Genomic DNA, 18,068 nt, shown 5'->3' with positions numbered 1-18,068 from the left:
CGGCGACCGACGGAGACGTACATGACCCACGGCCCGACCGAGACCCCCCGGCACGGCGGCGCGGCACGGGCGCCCCGGCACCTGGTGGCGCTGGTGCGCGACCACGCCGCCCGCCGCCCGGACGCGCTCGCCTACCGCTTCGTCGAGGGCGCCGACGCCACCGCGACGGCGTGGACGTACCGCGAACTCGACCTGCGCGCCCGCCGCGTCGCCGCCCTGCTCCAGGCCGAGGGCCTCACCGGCGCGCCGGTGCTGCTGCTCCGCCCGCCCGGCCTCGGCTATCTCGCGGGGTTCCTCGGCTGTCTGTACGCGGGGGCCCTCGCCGTGCCCGCCTATCCCCCGGACACGCGCCGCTTCGGCCAGACCACGGCGCGGCTCGCGGCCATCGCGCGGGACGCGCGGGCTGCGCACGCGCTGACCACGGGCGACCTCGCGCGCCTCGCCGACGAGCGCAAGGCCGACCTGACCGCGCTCGGGCTCGGCGGGCTGCGCTGGCTGCCCACGGGCGGGCCCGACACGGCGGAGGGCACGGACGGGGCGCCCGGCGCGGACGACTGGCGCGAGCCCGACCTCGGCGGCGACTCGCTGGCGTTCCTCCAGTACACCTCCGGTTCGACCTCCGCGCCCAAGGGCGTGATGGTCAGCCACGGCAATCTGCTGCACAACCTCGACGCCATCCACCGCAGGCTGGAGCACGACGAGCACTCGGCGATGGTGTCCTGGCTGCCGCCGTACCACGACATGGGTCTGATCGGCGGCATCCTGTCGCCGCTGTACGGCGGCTTCCCCGCGCATCTGATGGCGCCGATGTCCTTCGTGCGCAAGCCGCTGCTCTGGCTGCGGACGCTCTCCGACACGCGGGCGTCCACCAGCGTCGCGCCCAACTTCGGCTTCGAGGCGTGCGTCCGCCGCGTCACCGACGAGGAGCGCGCCGGGCTCGACCTGAGCCACTGGCGCCTGGCTCTGAACGGCGCGGAGCCGGTGCGCGCCGACACCCTCGACCGCTTCGCCGAGCGGTTCGCGCCGTGCGGGTTCCGGCGCGCCGCGCTGCTGCCCTGCTACGGGCTCGCCGAGGCCACCTTGATGGTGACCGGCGTACGCGCCCACGAGCCGCCCGCCGTCGGCACCTTCGACGCGGCGGCGCTCGGCGCGGGCACCGCCGTCCCCGCGGACGGCGGCCGCGTCACCCGGGTCGTCGGGTGCGGCCCCGCCGTCGACGGACTGGACGTGGCGGTCGTGGACGCCACGACGCGCCGCCGGATCACGGCCGACGGCACCGTCGGCGAGATCTGGATCGCGGGCGGCAGCGTGGCCCGCGGCTACTGGCGGCGCCCGGAGGCGACCGAGGAGACGTTCCGGGCGCGCCTCGCGGACGAGGGCGACACGCCGTACCTGCGCACCGGCGACCTCGGCTTCACGCGCGCCGGACAGCTGCACGTGGTCGGCCGCACCAAGGACGTGGTCATCGTGCAGGGCCGCAACCACTACCCGCACGACGTCGAACTCACCGTGGAGCGGACCGACCCGGCGATCCGCGCGGGCTGCGGCGCCGCGTTCGCCGTGGAGGTCGACGGCGCCGAGCAGCTCGTGGTGGCGTACGAGATCGACGGCAGGCGCGCCGAGGACGCGCCGGGGCTGCTCGCCCGGCTGCGGACCGCGATCGCCGAGGAGCACGAGGTCGCGCCGCACGCGGTGCTGCTGCTCAAGCGGTCGACCGTGCCCAGGACCACCAGCGGGAAGATCCAGCGGCAGGCGTGCCGGCGGGACTTCCTCGGGCTCGGCCTGAAGGTCGTGGCGGCGAGCGTGGCTCGCGACGCGCGCCCGAAGGGGCGCGGGGAACCGCGCGACCAGCCACCACGGACCCGCGGGCGGCAGGCGGTCCAGCACGTCCTGGAGATCCTGCACGACCACGTCGCCGACACGTCCGGCGCCCTGGAGCGCGAGTTCGCCGATGTCGACCTCGACTACCCCCGACTCCTCGACGTCGTAGGGGCCTTGGAGGCGCGCTACGACACCGTGCTGCCCGTCGGGGAGTTGCTGGCCCGGCCTCGGGTCGGCACGCTCGTCGAGCTGCTCGCGGGCGCGGCGCGCCCGGACGAGGTCTGGGCGTCCGACGCGGTCGAGGCGTGGCTGACCGCGCGGGTCGCCGAGCGCCTCGGCCTGGCCGCCACCGCCGTGGACCCCACGAAGCCCCTCGCCTCGCTCGGCCTCGACTCCAAGCGGGCCGTGGCCGTCCTCGCCGAGCTCGGCGCGCGCACGGGCCGGGAGATCCCCGCGTCCGTGGTCTTCGACCATCCGACGATCCGCGCGATCGCGGCCCACCTCGCGGCCACCCGGGCCACGGAGGCGGCCGACGGCGGCGCGCCCGAGGACCGGGACGCGCACGAGCCCGTCGCCGTCGTCGGCATCGGCTGCCGCTTCCCCGGCGCCCCCGACCCGGGCAGCTTCGGGCGGCTCCTGCGCGACGGCCGGGACGCCGTCACCGAGGTGCCGCCGGACCGCTGGGACGCCGAGCGGGTCGCCGCACCGGGGTTCGGCGGGTTCCTGGACGGCGTGGCGGAGTTCGACGCCCGCTTCTTCGGCGTGTCGGCGCGCGAGGCGGTCCGCATGGACCCCCAGCAGCGGCTCCTGCTCGAAGTGGCCTGGCAGACCCTGGAGGACGCGGGCCTCGACCCGACGTCGCTGGCGGGCAGCGCCACCGGTGTGTTCGCGGGCCTCTCCAGCCACGACTACAGCGAGCTCCAGATGGGCCGCCTGGACACCGTCGACGTGCACGGCGCCACCGGCAACGCGCACGCCGTCGCCGCCAACCGCCTGTCGTACGTCCTCGATCTGCGCGGCCCGAGCCTCGCCCTGGACACCGCGTGCTCGTCGTCCCTGACCGCGGTGCACCTGGCGTGCGACAGCCTGCGCAGGGGCGAGTGCTCCCTGGCACTCGCGGGCGGCGTGAACCTGATGCTCACGCCCGGCCTCTCGGTGGCGTTCGCGGACGGCGGCATGCTCGCCGCCGACGGCCGCTGCCGCACCTTCGACGACGCGGCGGACGGCTACGTGCGCGGCGAGGGCGCGGGCCTGGTGCTGCTCAAGCCGCTGTCCGCCGCCCTCGCGGACGGCGACCGGGTGCACGCGGTGATCAAGGGCTCGGCGACCGGGCACGGCGGCCGCAGCAACGGCCTGACCGCGCCCAAGGGCTCGGCACAGCGCGCGGTGATCGAACAGGCCCTGGCCCGCGCCGGGCTGAGCGGCAAGGAGGTCGACTACGTCGAGGCGCACGGCACCGGCACCCCGCTCGGCGACCCCGTGGAGTGGGAGGGCCTCGCGGGCGCGTACGGCATGGGCCGCCCGGACGGCGCGCGCTGTCTGGTCGGCTCGGTGAAGACCAACATCGGGCACCTGGAGGCGGCCGCGGGCGTCGCGGGCCTGATCAAGGCGGTGTTCGTGGTGCGCGACCGCGAGGTGCCGCCGACGCTGCACCTGCGCACGCCGAACCGGCAGCTGGACGGGGCGGGCGCGGGGCTGGACGTGCCGACGCGCCGGACGCCCCTCGCGGCCCGGGGTCCGGTGCGGGCCGCGGTCAGCTCCTTCGGGTTCGGCGGCGCGAACGCGCACGTGGTCCTGGAGTCACCGCCCGAGCCCGAGTCCGCTGCCGTCGCGCAGGCGCGGCCCGCGCGGCCGGTGCACGCCCTGTGTCTGTCCGGCCACACGCCGACCGCCCTGACGACGCTGGCCCGGGCGTGGCGCACCCATCTCGCCGCCCACCCCGACACGCCGGTGGGCGACCTGTGCCGGGCGGCGCACACCGGCCGCGCACGGCTGGCGCACCGCGCGGTCGTCCTCGGCGGCTCCGCCGCGGCCCTCGACTCCGGCCTCGACGCCCTGGCGCGGGGCGAGGCGGCCCGGGGCGTGGTGCGCGGGACGGCCCCGCACGGCCCGGCGCCCAAGGTCGCGTTCCTGTTCACCGGCCAGGGCACGCAGTATCCGGGCATGGGCAAGGGCCTCTACGACACGCACGCCGCCTTCGCCCGCGCCATCGACCGAGCGGACCGCGTGCTGCGGCCCGAACTGGGCGTGCCGCTCCAGGAGTTGCTGTTCGACACCGCCCCGGAAGCCGCCCCGGAGACGGAGACCGCCGCGGAAGCGGAGGCCGCCGCGGACTCCGCCGTGGCCCCGGCCGAGCGGCTGCGGTCCACCCGGCACTGTCAGCCCGCCCTGGTGGCCCTGGAGGTCGCGCTCGCCGAGCTGTGGATGTCGCTCGGCGTGCGGCCCGCCGCCGTCCTCGGGCACAGCGTCGGCGCGTACGCCGCCGCGTGCGTGTCCGGCGCGCTCTCCTTCGAGGACGCCCTCACACTGGCCGCCGTGCGCGGGCGCCTGATGGGCGGGCAGCCCGGGGACGGCGCGATGATCGCCTGCGTCGGCGACGCGGCCACGGTGCGGGCGGTGGCCGACGGCCTCGGCTCCGTGGCGGTGGCCGCCGTCAACTCGCCCACCCACCTCGTCCTGTCCGGCGAGCGCGAGCAGATCGAGCGGGCGGGCGCGGCCCTGCGGGAGCGGTCGGTCACGGTCAAACCGCTCGCCGTGTCGCACGCCTTCCACTCACCGCTGATGGCGGGCGCCGCCGAGCCGCTGCGGGCGGCCGCGCAGGGGGTGCGGCTCGCCGAGCCCGACATCCCCTGGGTGTCGGACGCCACCGGCGCGCCCGTGGGGCGGATCGACGCCGACGCCCTGGTGGCACACCTCCTGGGCACCGTGCGGTTCGCCGACGGCTGCGCGACGCTGCGCGGCCTCGGCTGCACCGCCTTCGTGGAGGTCGGCCCGCATCCGACGCTGCTCGGCCTGGCCCGGGCCGCGGCGCCCGCGGCCCCCGCCGACGGCGAGCGGCCCCCGCTGTGGCTGCCGTCGCTGCGCCGCCCGCCCTCCGGGACGGCGACGGGCGCGGGCGCAGGCCCAGCCGCGGCCTCGGACGACTGGGAGACCCTGCTCCAGTCCCTCGGCCGACTGCACTGCGCGGGCGGCGCGGTGGACTGGGCGGCGCTCGACGAGGGCTACCGCGGGCCCCGGGTGCCGGTGCCGCACGCGGTCCTGGAGCGGGAGACGTACTGGTTCACACCGCCGGTGGCCACGCCCGCGGCACCCGAGGCACCACCGGCCTCCGAGGCACCACCGGCCTCCGGGGCCGCGACGCCCGGGCCGGTGCCGACGCCCCGCTCGGAGACGGCAGCCGTGCCCGGTGCGGAGACGGCCCCCGTCCCCGTGCCCCGGCGCGCACCGTCCCTCCCGCACGCCGCCTCCTCCACCCGGCACGAAGTCGTCGCCCACGTGGCCCGCGTCTGCGGGTACGACGCCCGCCGGATCCCCGGCGACGCGCGGCTCGGCGCGGACCTCGGCTTCGACTCGCTGATGCGCCAGGAGCTGGAGCGCGCGCTCGCGCGGCGGTTCCCCGACCGGCTCAACGGCAACCGCGAGCGGCTCCCCGACGACCCGACCGTCGGGCAGCTGGTGGACCTGCTCGACGGGGCCGCGCCGCCGCCCGGCCCGCCGGAGCCCGCCGCCCGGACCGCTCCCGTCCCGGCGGTGCCCGAAGAAGCCGTGCCCGAAGAAGCGTCACCCGGCGCAGCCCCCGACCTCCGCCCCGCCCCCGTCCGCCAGGAGCGCGTCTTCGAGGAGTGGCCCGAGTACGCCGAACTCCAGGGCAGACTGCGGCAGGCCACCGCCGACGGAGCGAACCCGTACGGCCGTACGCACGAGGGGTACAACGGCGGCCGGGCGCGCGTGAACGGCGAGTCCGTCCTGAACTTCTCCGCCTTCAACTACCTCGCCCTGTCCCACCACCCCCGCGTCCGCGCCGCCGCGAAGGCCGCCGTCGACCGCTACGGCACGTCGTGCTCGGCGACGCCGCTGCTGTTCGGCGAGACGCCGCTGCACCACGCGCTCGACGCCGAGATCGCCTCGTTCCTCGGCACCGGGGCGGCCGTCGTCTTCGCGGGCGGACACGCCACGAACGTGGCGACGATCGGACACCTCCTCGGACCCGAGGACCTGATCCTGCACGACGAGTGGATCCACGACAGCGCGGTGCGCGGCAGCGTCCTGTCCGGCGCGCGGCGCAGGCCCTTCCCGCACAACGACTGGCGCGCCCTGGACCGCGCGCTCACCGCGGCGCGCGGCCGGGCCCGGCGCGCCCTGGTCCTGATCGAGGGCGCCTACAGCCAGGACGGCGACCTGCCGGACCTGCCGAAGTTCATCGACGTCAAGCGGCGGCACGGGGCCCTCCTGATGGTCGACGAGGCCCACTCGATCGGCGTGCTCGGCCGCACCGGCCGGGGCATCGGCGAGTACTTCGGCGTGGACCGCGCCGACGTCGACCTGTGGATGGGCACCCTCAGCAAGGCGATCGGCAGCCTCGGCGGCTATGTGGCGGCACGTCAGCCACTGGTGGAGTACCTGAAGTTCACGGCCCCGCTGCACATCTTCAGCACCGGCATCTCGCCCGCCAGCACGGCCGCCGCCCTGGAGGCGATCCGCGTCATCCGGGACGAGCCGGAGCGCGTGGCCCGCCTGCGGACGCTCGCCGAGCACTTCCGGGACTCGGCGCGCGCCCGCGGCCTCGACATCGGCGTGTCGCGCGCCTCGGCGGTGGTGCCGGTCGTCATCGGCGGCTGGGAGGAGACCATGGCGCTCTCCAACGCGCTGCTTCGCCTGGGCGTGAACGTCATGCCGATCGGCCATCCGGCTGTCCCGCGCGACGCCTGCCGTCTGCGCTTCTTCATCAACGCCGACCACACCCGGGACGAACTCGACCGCGCCCTCGACCTGTTGGGACGAGCCATGGCAGAGCAGCAGCACACCCCGGAGACCTCCCGCACCGGTGCGGGAGCGGCATCGGGGACGTCGTCGGCACCGGCCTCTCCGTCGGCGTCCCCCGCTGTCGTGGGCCCGGCCGCGCCGGGTCCGGCCGCACCCCCCGACGTGCTCGTCGCCGGGGCGAGCGGATTCATCGGCGGGCACCTCACGCGCCGCCTCGCCGAGCGCGGCCACCGGGTCCGGGCCCTGGTCCGCGAGGGCAGCGACCGCTCCGGGTTCGCCGGGGTGGACGCCGACGCGGTCGAGGTGGTCACCGGCGACCTCACCGACCCGGACAGCCTGCGCCGCGCGGCCGCCGGGGTCCGGCACGTCTACAACTGCACGGGCCTGTCGGCGGACTGGGGGCCGTGGGCGCACTTCCAGCGGGTCAACGTCGACGGCAGCCGCAACCTCGTCGAGGCCGCCGCGCACGCGGGCACCGTCGAGCGGTTCCTGCACGTCAGCACCACCGACGTGTACGGCTACCCGGTCCGGCCCGGCGACGAGAGCACGCCGCCGCGCGACATCGGCCTGCCGTACAACCGCAGCAAGCTCCTCGGCGAACAGGCCGTGCGCGAGGCCGCGGCGCGCGCCCTGCTGCCGCTGACCGTGGTGCGGCCGGTCAGCGTGTACGGGCCGCGGAGCAAGGACTTCGTCGTGGAGATCGCGACGCTGCTCCTGAGCCGCCAGATGGTCTACATCCGCGGCGGCGACGTCCCGGCGGGCCTGCTGTACGTGGGCAACGCCGCCGACGCGATGATCGCCGCCTGTGCCGCCGGCGCCGCGGCCGGGCGGACGTACAACCTGCGCGACCCCGACCGCACCACGTGGCGCGCCTACGTCGAGGCGCTCGCGCGCGGCCTCGGCGTCAAGCCGCCCGCGCTGAGCCTGCCCGCGCCGGTGGCGCGGGGCGTCGCGACCCTGTCGGAAGGGGTGTACGGGGCGCTGCGGCTGAAGTCACGGCCGGTGCTCACCCGGCACGCGGTGCACCTCTTCGACCGCGACCAGTCGTACGCGATCGACCGCGCCCGCGACGACTTCGGCTTCAAGAGCGAGGTGGGCTTCGAGGAGGGCGTGCGGCTCACGCTCGCCTGGCTCGACTCGCCCGAGGGCCGCGCCCACGTCACCCGCTGACCCACCGCCTTGCGAGAGGAGCCCGTTCCCGTGCATCCGACCGAGCGGCAGCGGCCCGCGGCCCACGCCTGGTTCCCCGGGCCCGGCCCCGACCCCGCCGCCGGGGCACCGCGGCTGATCTGCTTCCCGTACGCGGGCGGCACGGCCTCCGCGTACCGCGACTGGCGCGCGCTGCTGGGGGCGCCCGTGGCGGCGGTGCAGCCGCCCGGTCGCGGTCTGCGGCTCCGCGAGCCGCCGTACACGGACCTGGACGCGCTGGTGTCCGACGTGACGGACGCGCTGCTCACGGCCGGACTCGTGCGCGACTACGTCCTGTTCGGGCACAGCATGGGGGCCCTCGTCGCGTACGAGGTGGCGTGCGCGCTGCGCGAGCGCGGCGCGCCCGGGCCGCGCCACCTGTTCGTGTCCGGCAGCCGGGCCCCGCACCTGTACGCCGACCGCGCCGACCACGCCCTCGGCGACGAGGACCTGCGCCGGCTCGTCCACGACCTGGGCGCGCTCGCGCCCGGGGACCGGGTCGCGGGCGCCTATCTGGAGCGCAGGCTCCCGGTCCTGCGCGCCGACCTCACGGCCTGCGAGCGCTACCGGTGGCGGCCGCGCCGCCCGCTCGGCTGCCCGATGACCGCGTACTCCGCCGTCGGCGACGCGCTCGCGCCCGCGCCGCACGTCGAGGCGTGGCGCCCGTACACCAGTGGATCGCTGCTGCGCCGGCACGTGGCGGGCGGCCACTTCTTCCTCAACGGCCCCGGGCGCCGCACCCTCCTGCGCGACCTGCGCGCCGAACTCACCCGCACCACCGAGGAGAGGGAACCCCCATGGACCTACTGAGCCTGGCCAGGGCCGTCAAAGACCGGGCGCAGGAGCCCCTCACGGACGTGCTCGCGGCGGCGCGGATCGTCACGGACCCGCGGGTGCCGCTGCTGCTCGTGCTGAACCGCACGCTGTTCACGCCGCTGTACCGGGCGTCGTTCCTCGCGGCGGCCGCGGGCTCGGGCGTGCTCCAGTGCCTCGCCGTGCGCCCCTGCGACCTGGAGAGCATCGCCGAGCGCATCGGCTGCGGCACGGAGCCCGAGGACCGGCGGCGGCTGCGCGCGTGGCTGGAGATCGGCGTGCGCCTCGGCGAGCTGCGTACGAAGGAGGGCTGCTACCTGCTGCGCAGCCGCACCGCCAAGGCCCTCGCGCAGGTCGCCAACGACCCCGTGGCGGCGGCCCTTGAGGAGCTGTTGCGCTTCCACGTGCCCGCCCTGCGCGACGCGCCGCGCATGCTCGCCGACGGCAGCCGCTTCACCCTGTCCGACCAGGACGGCCTGGTCATCGCCCGCTCCTCGCTCGTGGTGCGCGGCTTCGTCGAGGAGGCCGTGCACCGCACGCTGCCGCGCACCGCCCCGGTGCGGCTGCTCGAAGTGGGCTGCGGCAGCGGCGCGTACGTCCGCCACGCGGCCGGGCTCAACCCGCGCCTGACCGCGCTCGCGGTCGACCTCCAGGTCGAGGTCGCCGAGCAGGCCGCGAAGAACATGGCGCAGTGGGGGCTCGCCGACCGCGTCGAGGTCCGCCAGGGCGACGTGCGCACCCTGGACCTCCAGCCGCAGTTCGACGTGGTGACCCTGCACAACAACATCTACTACTTCCCGCCCGGGGAACGCGCCGAGGTCCTCGCCCGGGTCCGCTCCTTCCTGGCCCCGGGCGGCACGCTGCTGCTCACCTCGTCCTGCCGGGGCAGCCGCACGCTCGGCATCGAGGTGCTCAACCTGTGGTTCGAGTACGCCTCGTTCGGCGGGCCGCTGCCGCGCGAGGACGAGCTGCTCGGCCAGCTGCGCGAGGCCGGGTTCGACGACGTGCGGGCCACGGGCGTGCTGCCGGGCCAGCCGTTCCGCGTGTTCACCGGCGTCAACGCGCACGCGGGCCCGGTCAGCACCCGCCCGGCCTCCCCCGCCCCGCTCCCGCCGACCGCCGAGGAGGCCGCGTCATGACCACGAAGGCCACGAAAGCCGCGAAGGAAGCGGCACAGGCAGCACCTCCCCGGGACGCCGCCACCGGACTCGTCGCCGTCATCGGCGGCCCGCACACCGCGGCCCCTCAGGAGCTCGGCGGCAAGGGCGCCCGGCTCGACGAGCTGACCCGGGCGGGTCTGCCGGTGCCGCCCGCGTTCTGCCTCACCACCGGCCTGTTCGACCTGTTCCTGCGCGAGAGCGGGCTCGGCGCCGCGCTGCGGGCGGCCGAGGCCAGGGGTGAACCCCCGGAGACAGTGAGGGAGTTGGTGCTGACGCGTGAGATCCCGGAGTCCCTCGCGCGCACCATCGTGGCCGCGTACGACGAGCTCGGCCGCCCGCGCGTCGCGGTGCGCTCGTCGGCGGTGCGCGAGGACTCCGCCGCGCGGTCCTTCGCGGGCCAGCACGACACGGTCCTCGACGTGGCGGGCGACGCGGCCCTGCTCGACGCCGTCAAGGTCTGCTGGGCCTCGCTGTGGTCGGACCGCGCGGCGGCCTACCGCTCGGGCGCCGGTCCTGTCGGCTCGATCGCCGTGGTCGTCCAGGAGATGGTGAACGCGGACGTCAGCGGCGTGCTCTTCACCGTCGACCCGGTCGGCGGCAGGCCGAACCGCCTGGTGGTGGAGGCCTGTTGCGGGCTCGGCGAGGGCCTGGTGTCGGGGCGGGTCTCCAGCGACTTCTTCGTGGTGGACGACCGCAGCCTCGACGTGGTCGAGGAACGGGTGCGCTACAAGGTCACCAAGTGCGCCCCCCTCGCGCCGGGCCGCATCGGCCTGACGAAGGTCGACGCCGCCGAGCGGGACGCGCCCTGTCTGACCCGCGAGCAGCTGACCTCCCTGGCCCGGCTCGCCCTGGAGGTGCGCGACCAGTACGGCAGCGAGCAGGACATCGAGTGGGCGCTGCGCGACGGCACCCTGCATCTGCTCCAGGCCCGGCCGATCACCACCCGGGCGCGGCCCGACGCGGCCGAGGGCGCCCGCAGCCCGTACCTGCCGCGGCACTGGCGGGAGCAGCCGGAGGAGGTCCGGCAGGGCACGCTGTGGTCGCGCATGGACATCGGCGAGATCTTCGTGGGCCTGATGTCCCCGCTCGGCCTGAGCTTCGCCCGCTACTACCAGGACCATGTGCACGGCGACTGCGCGCGGGCCCTCGGCGTGCGCGACATCGGCGACGTCGGCCTGCACATGGGCTACTTCCAGGGCCATGTGTATCTGAACATCTCCTACACCGCGTATCTGCTCGGCCAGGCCGTGCCGACGCGCGACCAGCGCCACTTCACCCGCCGCTTCGTCAGTGAGGAGGTCGACCTCGCGACGTACGCCAACCCCTTCGGGACCTTCCCCGGCGGCCTGGAGGACCTCCTTTCGACCGTGCACTGGCTGCGCGGGACGGCGCGCGAGATGGTGGTGATGAAGGGCCGCGCCCGCGCGATGGTGGACACGCGCCTGTACGAGTTCGACCGCGCCCGGCGCCTGGACCTGACCCGGATGTCCCGCCGCGAGCTGCACGCCGAACTCACCCGCTACCTGGACTACTTCCACGACGCGCACGTCGGCTACATGCCGTACTACATCAACGCGTTCGGGTTCTACGGCATCCTCACCGAGCTGTGCGCGAAGTGGCTCGGCGCGGCGGGCGACAACCTCCAGAACCGCATCAAGACCGATATGTCGAGCCTGCGCACGGTGGCGTCGGCGCAGGAGATCTGGGCCGTGGCGCAGGCCGCCAAGGCCAGGCCGCACGTCATGGAGATCATCGAGGGCGCTCCCCTGGAGGAGGTCGCGGACCGGCTGCGCGCGGACGCCGAGGGTCGGGTGTTCTGGGAGACGCAGATGGAGCCGTTCCTGCGCGCCAACGGCACCCGGGGGCGGCAGGAGATGGAGCTGACCCACCAGCGCTGGATCGACGACCCCTCGTACCTCTTCCAGATGATCCGCCGCTACGCCGCCGACGGCTTCACTGCCGACGACATCATGGGCCGCAGCCGGGCGCGCCAGGAGGGCGACGTCCGCGAGGTGCTCGGCGACCTGCCGCTGCCCCGGCGCAAGACGCTCGAAGGCCTGATCTCCATGTACGCGCTCTGCAGCGAGCTGCGCGAGACCACCCGCATGTCGATGATCACCTCGATCTGGCTGGTCAGGAACGTGGTGTACGAGGTGGGGCGGCGGCTCGTCGACGCGGGCGTGCTGCACTCCCTCGACGAGGTCGCCCAGCTGGACTTCGAGGACGTACGCCGGTACGTGGCGGGCGAGTTGTCGCAGGCCGAGGCGTTCTCGCGGGAGGCCGTCGAGGAGCGGCGGCGTGTGCACGAGTACCACAACCGGCTTCCGGAGCCGCCGCTGACGTTCGTCGGCGAGTACGACAGCACGCGGGCGGCGCGCCCGGTGAAGGACGGGGCGCGGCTGACGGGGCTCGGTTCGTCGCCGGGGCGGATCGTGGGCCGGGCCCGGATCGTGGAGGACCTGGTGTGGCAGGCCGACGAGTTCCAGGCGGGCGAGATCCTCGTGACCCGGCACACCGACGCCTCCTGGACGCCGCTGTTCGCCATCGCGGGCGGCGTGGTCACCGACATCGGCTCGATGCTCTCGCACAGCTCCATCGTGTCCCGCGAGTTCAACGTGCCCTCGGTGGTCAACACCAAGCACGCCACACAAGTGATCAACACCGGCGACATGGTCATGGTCGACGGCGACACCGGGGTCGTCGAGATCGTCGAGGGCTGAGCGGGCCGAGCGCCCACCGGCTCCGCACGGACGACGGGCCCGCGAGCAACCAGAGAGGAAAGCGAGAGGCGACCAGATGATCCCGAACCAGTGGTATCCGATCCTGCGGACCGAGGACGTGAAGCGCGACGCCCCGACGGGTGTGAAGCGCCTGGGCGAGGAGCTCGTGCTCTGGCGCGACCTCAGCGGCAAGCTGGTGTGCCAGTCGGCGCGCTGCCCGCACAAGGGGGCGAACCTGTCCGGCGGGCGCGTCGTCGGCAACTCCCTGGCCTGCCCCTACCACGGCTTCCGCTACGACGCGGGCGGTGCCTGCCGGCTCATCCCGGCCCTCGGCACGGAGGGCCGCATTCCGGCGTCCCTGCGGATCGACACCTACGAGGTGCGCGAGCAGCACGGCCTGGTGTGGCTGTGGTGGGGCGAGCAGCGGGAGGAGCTGCCGGACATCGAGCTGCCGCACGAACTCGCCGAGCACCCCAGGCCGTACCGGACGATCACCTGGAGCAGGCCGGTCCACTACACCCGCTACATCGAGAGCCTGCTGGAGTTCTACCACGTGACGTTCGTGCACCGGGACCACTGGGCGAACATCATCGACTACACGTTCATGTACGGCAGTTGGCGCAAGCTGTGGACCGACGGACGCGAGCGCTACATCGCGGCCAACAAGATCGTGAACCATCGCGTGGACGTGGACGGCACGACCATCCGCTCCACCTTCGACCAGTGCGAGGAGGGCAACCCCTCCAACATCTGGCACTTCGACCTCATCTACCAGGCGCCCTGTATGACCCACGTCCGCCAGGGCCTCCTCGAGGTCACCACCTGGCTCACGCCCATCGACGAGGAGAACACCCAGGCCATCATGCGTCTGTGGGAGTATCCGCTGCTCAAGCGGATGGTGCCGGTCAAGGCGCTGCGCACGTTGATCCTCAAGGCCTCGCTCCAGATGGAGAAGCACGTCCAGGACCAGCAGGACAACGCCATCATGGCGCGCCAGGAGCCGAAGGTCAGCGAGCGCGGCGTCAACAAGCTCATCGCGCCGGACGAGATGAACGCCAAGTACCTCCAGATGCGCGACCGGCTGAAGGCGGAGGCCCGCGCGGACGCCGAGGCCCGGGCGGCGGAGCGGGCCCGGGAGGCCGCGGCCGGGGACGCGACGGCGCCCGCCCCGGCGGACAGCGGCAACGGGGCCTCCCCCGCGAACGGATCCTCCCCCGCGAACGGGACCTCCGCAACGAACGCGGCCTCCGCCGCGAACGGGACCTCCCCCGGGCAGGCCCCGGCGGCCGCGCGGCCGGGTAAGGCGGCGGCGCGCGCGGGAGGCGTCAGCGAGAGCGCGCCCTGAGCCGGGCGGGCACCCGGCGCCCCGGCGCGGCGCACGCCCCGGGGCCCGGTGTCACGACGTGGCCACGCGCAGCGGCGCCACGTCGGCGGGGGCCTGCTCGCCGTCCTCGCCGAGGTCGTCCCACCACTGCGGGCCGTCCTCGATGTGGCGCAGCAGGACGCCCTCGCGCAGCGCCCAGGGGCACACGGCGGCCGACTTCAGGCCCATGAGCTTCATCGCCGTGTGCCCGACCACCGCACCGGCCAGGCTCTGCCCGGCCCGCGGCGCCGAGATGCCGGGCAGCTGCGCCCGCTCGGCGGCGGGCAGCACGGCGAGACGGTCGCGCGCCTGGCGCAGGCCCGAGCGGTACAGCGTCCTGCTCACGAACGGGCCGTGCCGCCCGGGGGCCTCGCCGGTCAGCCGGGCCAGCTGCTGGAACGTCCGCGACGTGGCCACGGCGGTGTGCGGCCCCTCCCAGCGGACCCGGGCCGCCACGTCCCGCAGCTGGTGGCGCACCCGGCGCCGCAGGGCCTTGACGGCCTCCTCGGTCGGCGGGGCTTCGGCGGGGAAGAACTCGTGGGTGAGCCGGAGCGCGCCGAGCGGCACCGACACCGCGAAGTCCGGCAGGCGCCCCCGGCCGAAGGCCACTTCGAGGGAGCCGCCGCCGATGTCGATGAGCACGAGGGGGCCGGCCCGCCAGCCCAGCCAGCGCCGGGCGCCGAGGAACGTCAGCTCGGCCTCCAGCTCGCCCGGCAGCGTGCGCAGCCACACGCCGGTGCGCGTGCCGACGGTCCGCAGCACCTCGCGGCGGTTCGGCGCGTCGCGCACGACGGCCGTCGCGAAGGCCAGGGGGCGTCCCGCGCCCCATCGTTCGGCGGTCGCCGACGCGGCCGTCACGGCTCTCGCCAGCCTCCGTACGCTCTCGTCGCCGAGTGGCCCGCCGGGCTCCACCTCCTCTCCGAGGCGCAGCTTCCACTTGGCGGTGTGCACGGGCAGCGGCGCACCGCTGCCCGTGTCCACGACCACGAGCCGCGCCGTGCGCGACCCCACATCCAGCACGCTCACTCGCATGAGCGCTCAGTACCCCGTGCGCACTGCCGCACGCTCACGGTTCCGGCCACACCTGGCATATGCCGCTCCCCCTTGTCGTCCGGTGCCTAGCGTAGGTCCATGACTCCAGCCACCCCACCGCCCGTTCCCGTGCACGATCTGGTGCTGCGCCGCGGCCGCGTCCTGGACCCGGAGAGCGGCTTCGACGCCGTGGCCGACGTCGGCGTGACGGGACGGTCCATCTCCGCCGTCTCCACCGAGCCGCTGACGGGGCATCAGGTCCTCGACGTGGCGGGCCTCGTCGTGGCGCCCGGCTTCATCGATCTGCACAGCCATTCGCACACGGTCGCGGGCCACCGCCTGCAGGCGCTCGACGGGGTGACCACGGCCCTGGAGCTGGAACTCGGCCTTTCGCCCGTCGGCGAAGCGTACCGCCTGGCCGCGACGGAAGGGCGGCCGCTCAACTACGGCTTCTCCGCGTCCTGGGCGCAGGCCCGCATGGCGGCCGTGGGCGGCCTCCCGCACGGCGGCGGCGCGCTCGCGGCCCTGGCGCACCTGGGGGCCGCGGCCTGGCAGCGCCAGGCGACCCGGGCCCAGGAGGACGCGCTGCTCGGCCTGTTGGAGCGGGATCTGGCCGACGGAGCCCTTGGCATCGGCCTCATCGTGGGGTATGCGCCGCGCGTGCGGCCCGAGGAGTACCTGGCCGTGTCCCGGCTCGCCGCGGCCGCCGGGGTGCCCACGTACACGCACGCGCGCGGCCTCGTGGAGCAGGATCCGCTGACGCCCGTCGACGGCGCCGAGGAGATCGCCCGGGCGGCGGGCGAGACGGGCGTGCACGCCCACTACTGCCATCTGCCGTCCACCTCGCACCGGCACGCGGACCGTGTCCTCGCCGTCCTGGAGCGCGCCAGGGCCGAGGGCGCGCGCGTGTCCACGGAGGCCTATCCGTACGGCGCGGGCATGACGGCCATCGGCGCCGCGTTCCTCGACCCGGGCGCGGTCGCGGCCTCCGGGCGCGAGGTGTCGGACATCGTGCACGCCGCCACCGGGGAGCGCCTGCGCGACCTCGACCGGCTCCGGGAGCTGCGGGCCGCCGACCCCGGAGCGCTGGCCTTCCTGCACTTCCTGGACGAGTCCGACGCCCACGACCGGGCGTTCCTCGACCGGGCCCTGCTGGACCCGCACACGGTGGTCGGCTCCGACGCGATGCCGCTGACCTGGACGGACCCGGCGGCCGACCCCCTGGCGTGGCCGCTGCCGCCCGGCGCCGTCACACATCCGCGCACCGCGGGCACCTTCTCCAAGACGCTGCGCCGGTACGTGCGCGAACTCGGGTCCCTGAGCCTGCCGGAGGCGGTCGCGCGGGCGAGCCTGCTGCCCGCGCGCGTCCTGGAGGAGGGGGTGCCCGCGCTGCGCAGGAAGGGCCGGGTCCGGGCCGGGTGCGACGCCGACCTCGTCGTCTTCGACCCCGCCACCGTCAGCGACCGGGCGACGTACGCCGACAGCACCCGGCCGTCGACGGGCCACGCCCACGTCCTGGTCGGCGGCACCCCCGTCGTCCGGAACGGCGAACTCCTCCCCGACGCGCTGCCGGGACGTCCGGTGCGCCGCTGACCGTACGCCGCGGCGCTCTAGCGACCGTGGCCGGTCAAGGACAGGAAGACGTCGTCCAGGTCGGGGGTGTGCACGGTGAGCGCCTCCGCCTGGATCCCGGAGCCCTCCAGGACGTCCAGGACCGCGCGCAGCACGGGAATCCGGCCGTCGCTCGACACCTGGAGCGTGAGCTGCTCGTCGTCCCGCGTGAGCGTGCTCAGGCCGAGCCGCTCGGTGGCGGCGTCCAGCTGCCGGACGTCGGTGAAGCGCAGCCGGATGTGCCCGCCGGGGATGCGGCGCTTGAGCTCCTCGGCGGTGCCCTCGGCGACGATCCTGCCGCCGTCGAGCACCGCGATGCGGTCGGCCAGCTGGTCGGCCTCTTCCAGGTACTGCGTGGTCAGGAAGACGGTGGTGCCGCCCGCGGCGAGATCGCGGATCAGGTCCCACAGCACGCGGCGGCCGCGCGGGTCGAGGCCGGTCGTCGGCTCGTCCAGGAAGACCACGCTCGGGCGGCCGACCAGCGCCATCGCCAGGTGCAGCGTGCGGCGCGTACGGCCGCAGAGCGACCCCGCGCGCTTCCGCCCGACCTCCGACAGGCCGAAGCGCTCCAGGAGCCCGGCGGTACGGCGTCGGCCCTCGGCCCGGTCGAGGTGCAGCAGGTCCGCCATGAGGAGCAGGTTCTCCTCGGCCGTCAGGAGCCGGTCCACCGCCGCGTACTGATCCGACACAGCGATCGCGGCGCGCACCGCGTGCGGGGCCCGCCGCAGGCAGTGCCCGGCGACCGTGGCCCGGCCCCCGTCGGCGCCGGTCAGGGTGGAGAGGATGCGCACGGTGGTGGTCTTGCCCGCACCGTTCGGACCGAGCAGGGCGAAGACCGTGCCGGGCATGACGTCCAGGTCGATCCCGTCGAGCACGACCTTCCCGCGGTACGCCTTGCGCAGCCCTTGAGCGGTGATTCCCCGGGGCTGCCCGGCCGTTCGCATGGTGGCGGTCATGGTGCCCCTGCTCGTTCCCTTCGGTGCCTCACGGTCGTTCCCCGCGCGCGACGGGCCACCGGACCGCCCCGCGGCGCTCTCCGCCCGCCCCGGCCGGGCGGGGCGGGCCTCTGAGGCCGCCGACCTGCTCGGCGGGCGCATGAGCTGCGGACGCATACCGGCATCATGCTACGGCGGTGGCGCCACGACGAGCCACCGTGGCGCCATCTTCGGTCCAGCCGTGGGCGCCGTCCGCGCCCGAGGGCGGGGGTGCAGGCCGACCACCGCTGTCCCGGCCACCAGCACCGCTGTCCCGGCCACCAGGACAAGATCACGTCGGTTCGCCCCGCGACCCTGCATCGCCTCAACGGAGCGGACTGCCCGGCGACTTGACTTCGGGGCCAGCACGAGGGCGCCGCGACCGGGGACGGGACCACAGGAG

The 18,068-nt window shown here is 75.2% G+C and carries 8 protein-coding genes; 6 read left to right on the top strand and 2 right to left on the bottom strand.

The window, feature by feature from the left end; genetic code table 11:
- Positions 1-21: 21 nt before the first annotated feature.
- From MQV74_RS33705 to MQV74_RS33685, 5 genes are all read left to right on the top strand, one after another.
- Positions 22-7,974 carry a type I polyketide synthase gene (locus MQV74_RS33705; RefSeq protein WP_242726515.1) on the top strand — a complete coding sequence of 2,651 codons (7,953 nt, stop codon included), beginning with the start codon at positions 22-24 and terminating at the stop codon, positions 7,972-7,974.
- Between the two features lie 30 nt (positions 7,975-8,004).
- Complete coding sequence (locus MQV74_RS33700) at positions 8,005-8,802, top strand: thioesterase II family protein (RefSeq protein ID WP_242726513.1); 798 nt, start codon at positions 8,005-8,007, stop codon at positions 8,800-8,802.
- Positions 8,790-9,944 (top strand): SAM-dependent methyltransferase, encoded by a 1,155-nt coding sequence (locus MQV74_RS33695; protein WP_242726511.1) that lies wholly within the window; start codon positions 8,790-8,792, stop codon positions 9,942-9,944. Before MQV74_RS33700 ends, MQV74_RS33695 begins: the two co-directional genes overlap by 13 nt.
- Positions 9,941-12,685, top strand: coding sequence for a PEP/pyruvate-binding domain-containing protein (locus MQV74_RS33690; RefSeq protein WP_242726509.1), 2,745 nt, complete (start codon positions 9,941-9,943; stop codon positions 12,683-12,685). The genes MQV74_RS33695 and MQV74_RS33690 overlap by 4 nt, the downstream gene beginning before the upstream one ends.
- Before the next feature lie 76 nt (positions 12,686-12,761).
- On the top strand, positions 12,762-14,030 hold the full coding sequence (locus tag MQV74_RS33685; RefSeq protein WP_242726507.1) for an aromatic ring-hydroxylating oxygenase subunit alpha: 1,269 nt from the start codon (positions 12,762-12,764) through the stop codon (positions 14,028-14,030).
- A gap of 51 nt (positions 14,031-14,081) precedes the next feature.
- Here the strand turns inward: MQV74_RS33685 and MQV74_RS33680 are convergent, their stop codons facing one another.
- Entirely contained in the window at positions 14,082-15,080 is a 999-nt protein-coding gene (locus tag MQV74_RS33680; RefSeq protein ID WP_242726505.1) for a Ppx/GppA phosphatase family protein, read from the bottom strand.
- A gap of 99 nt (positions 15,081-15,179) precedes the next feature.
- On the opposite strand from MQV74_RS33680, the gene MQV74_RS33675 reads away from it, so the two are divergent.
- Entirely contained in the window at positions 15,180-16,673 is a 1,494-nt protein-coding gene (locus MQV74_RS33675) for an amidohydrolase family protein (RefSeq protein WP_242726503.1), read from the top strand.
- Positions 16,674-16,690: 17 nt separating this feature from the next.
- Here MQV74_RS33675 and MQV74_RS33670 read toward each other — a convergent pair whose 3' ends face one another.
- Complete coding sequence (locus MQV74_RS33670; RefSeq protein WP_242726501.1) at positions 16,691-17,647, bottom strand: ATP-binding cassette domain-containing protein; 957 nt, start codon at positions 17,645-17,647, stop codon at positions 16,691-16,693.
- Positions 17,648-18,068: the final 421 nt, after the last annotated feature.

The organism is Streptomyces sp. AN091965 (assembly GCF_022698285.1).
Classification (GTDB): domain Bacteria; phylum Actinomycetota; class Actinomycetes; order Streptomycetales; family Streptomycetaceae; genus Streptomyces.
The sequence above is the reverse complement of the archived record's forward strand: the minus strand, read 5'-3'. Positions and strand labels throughout refer to the sequence as shown.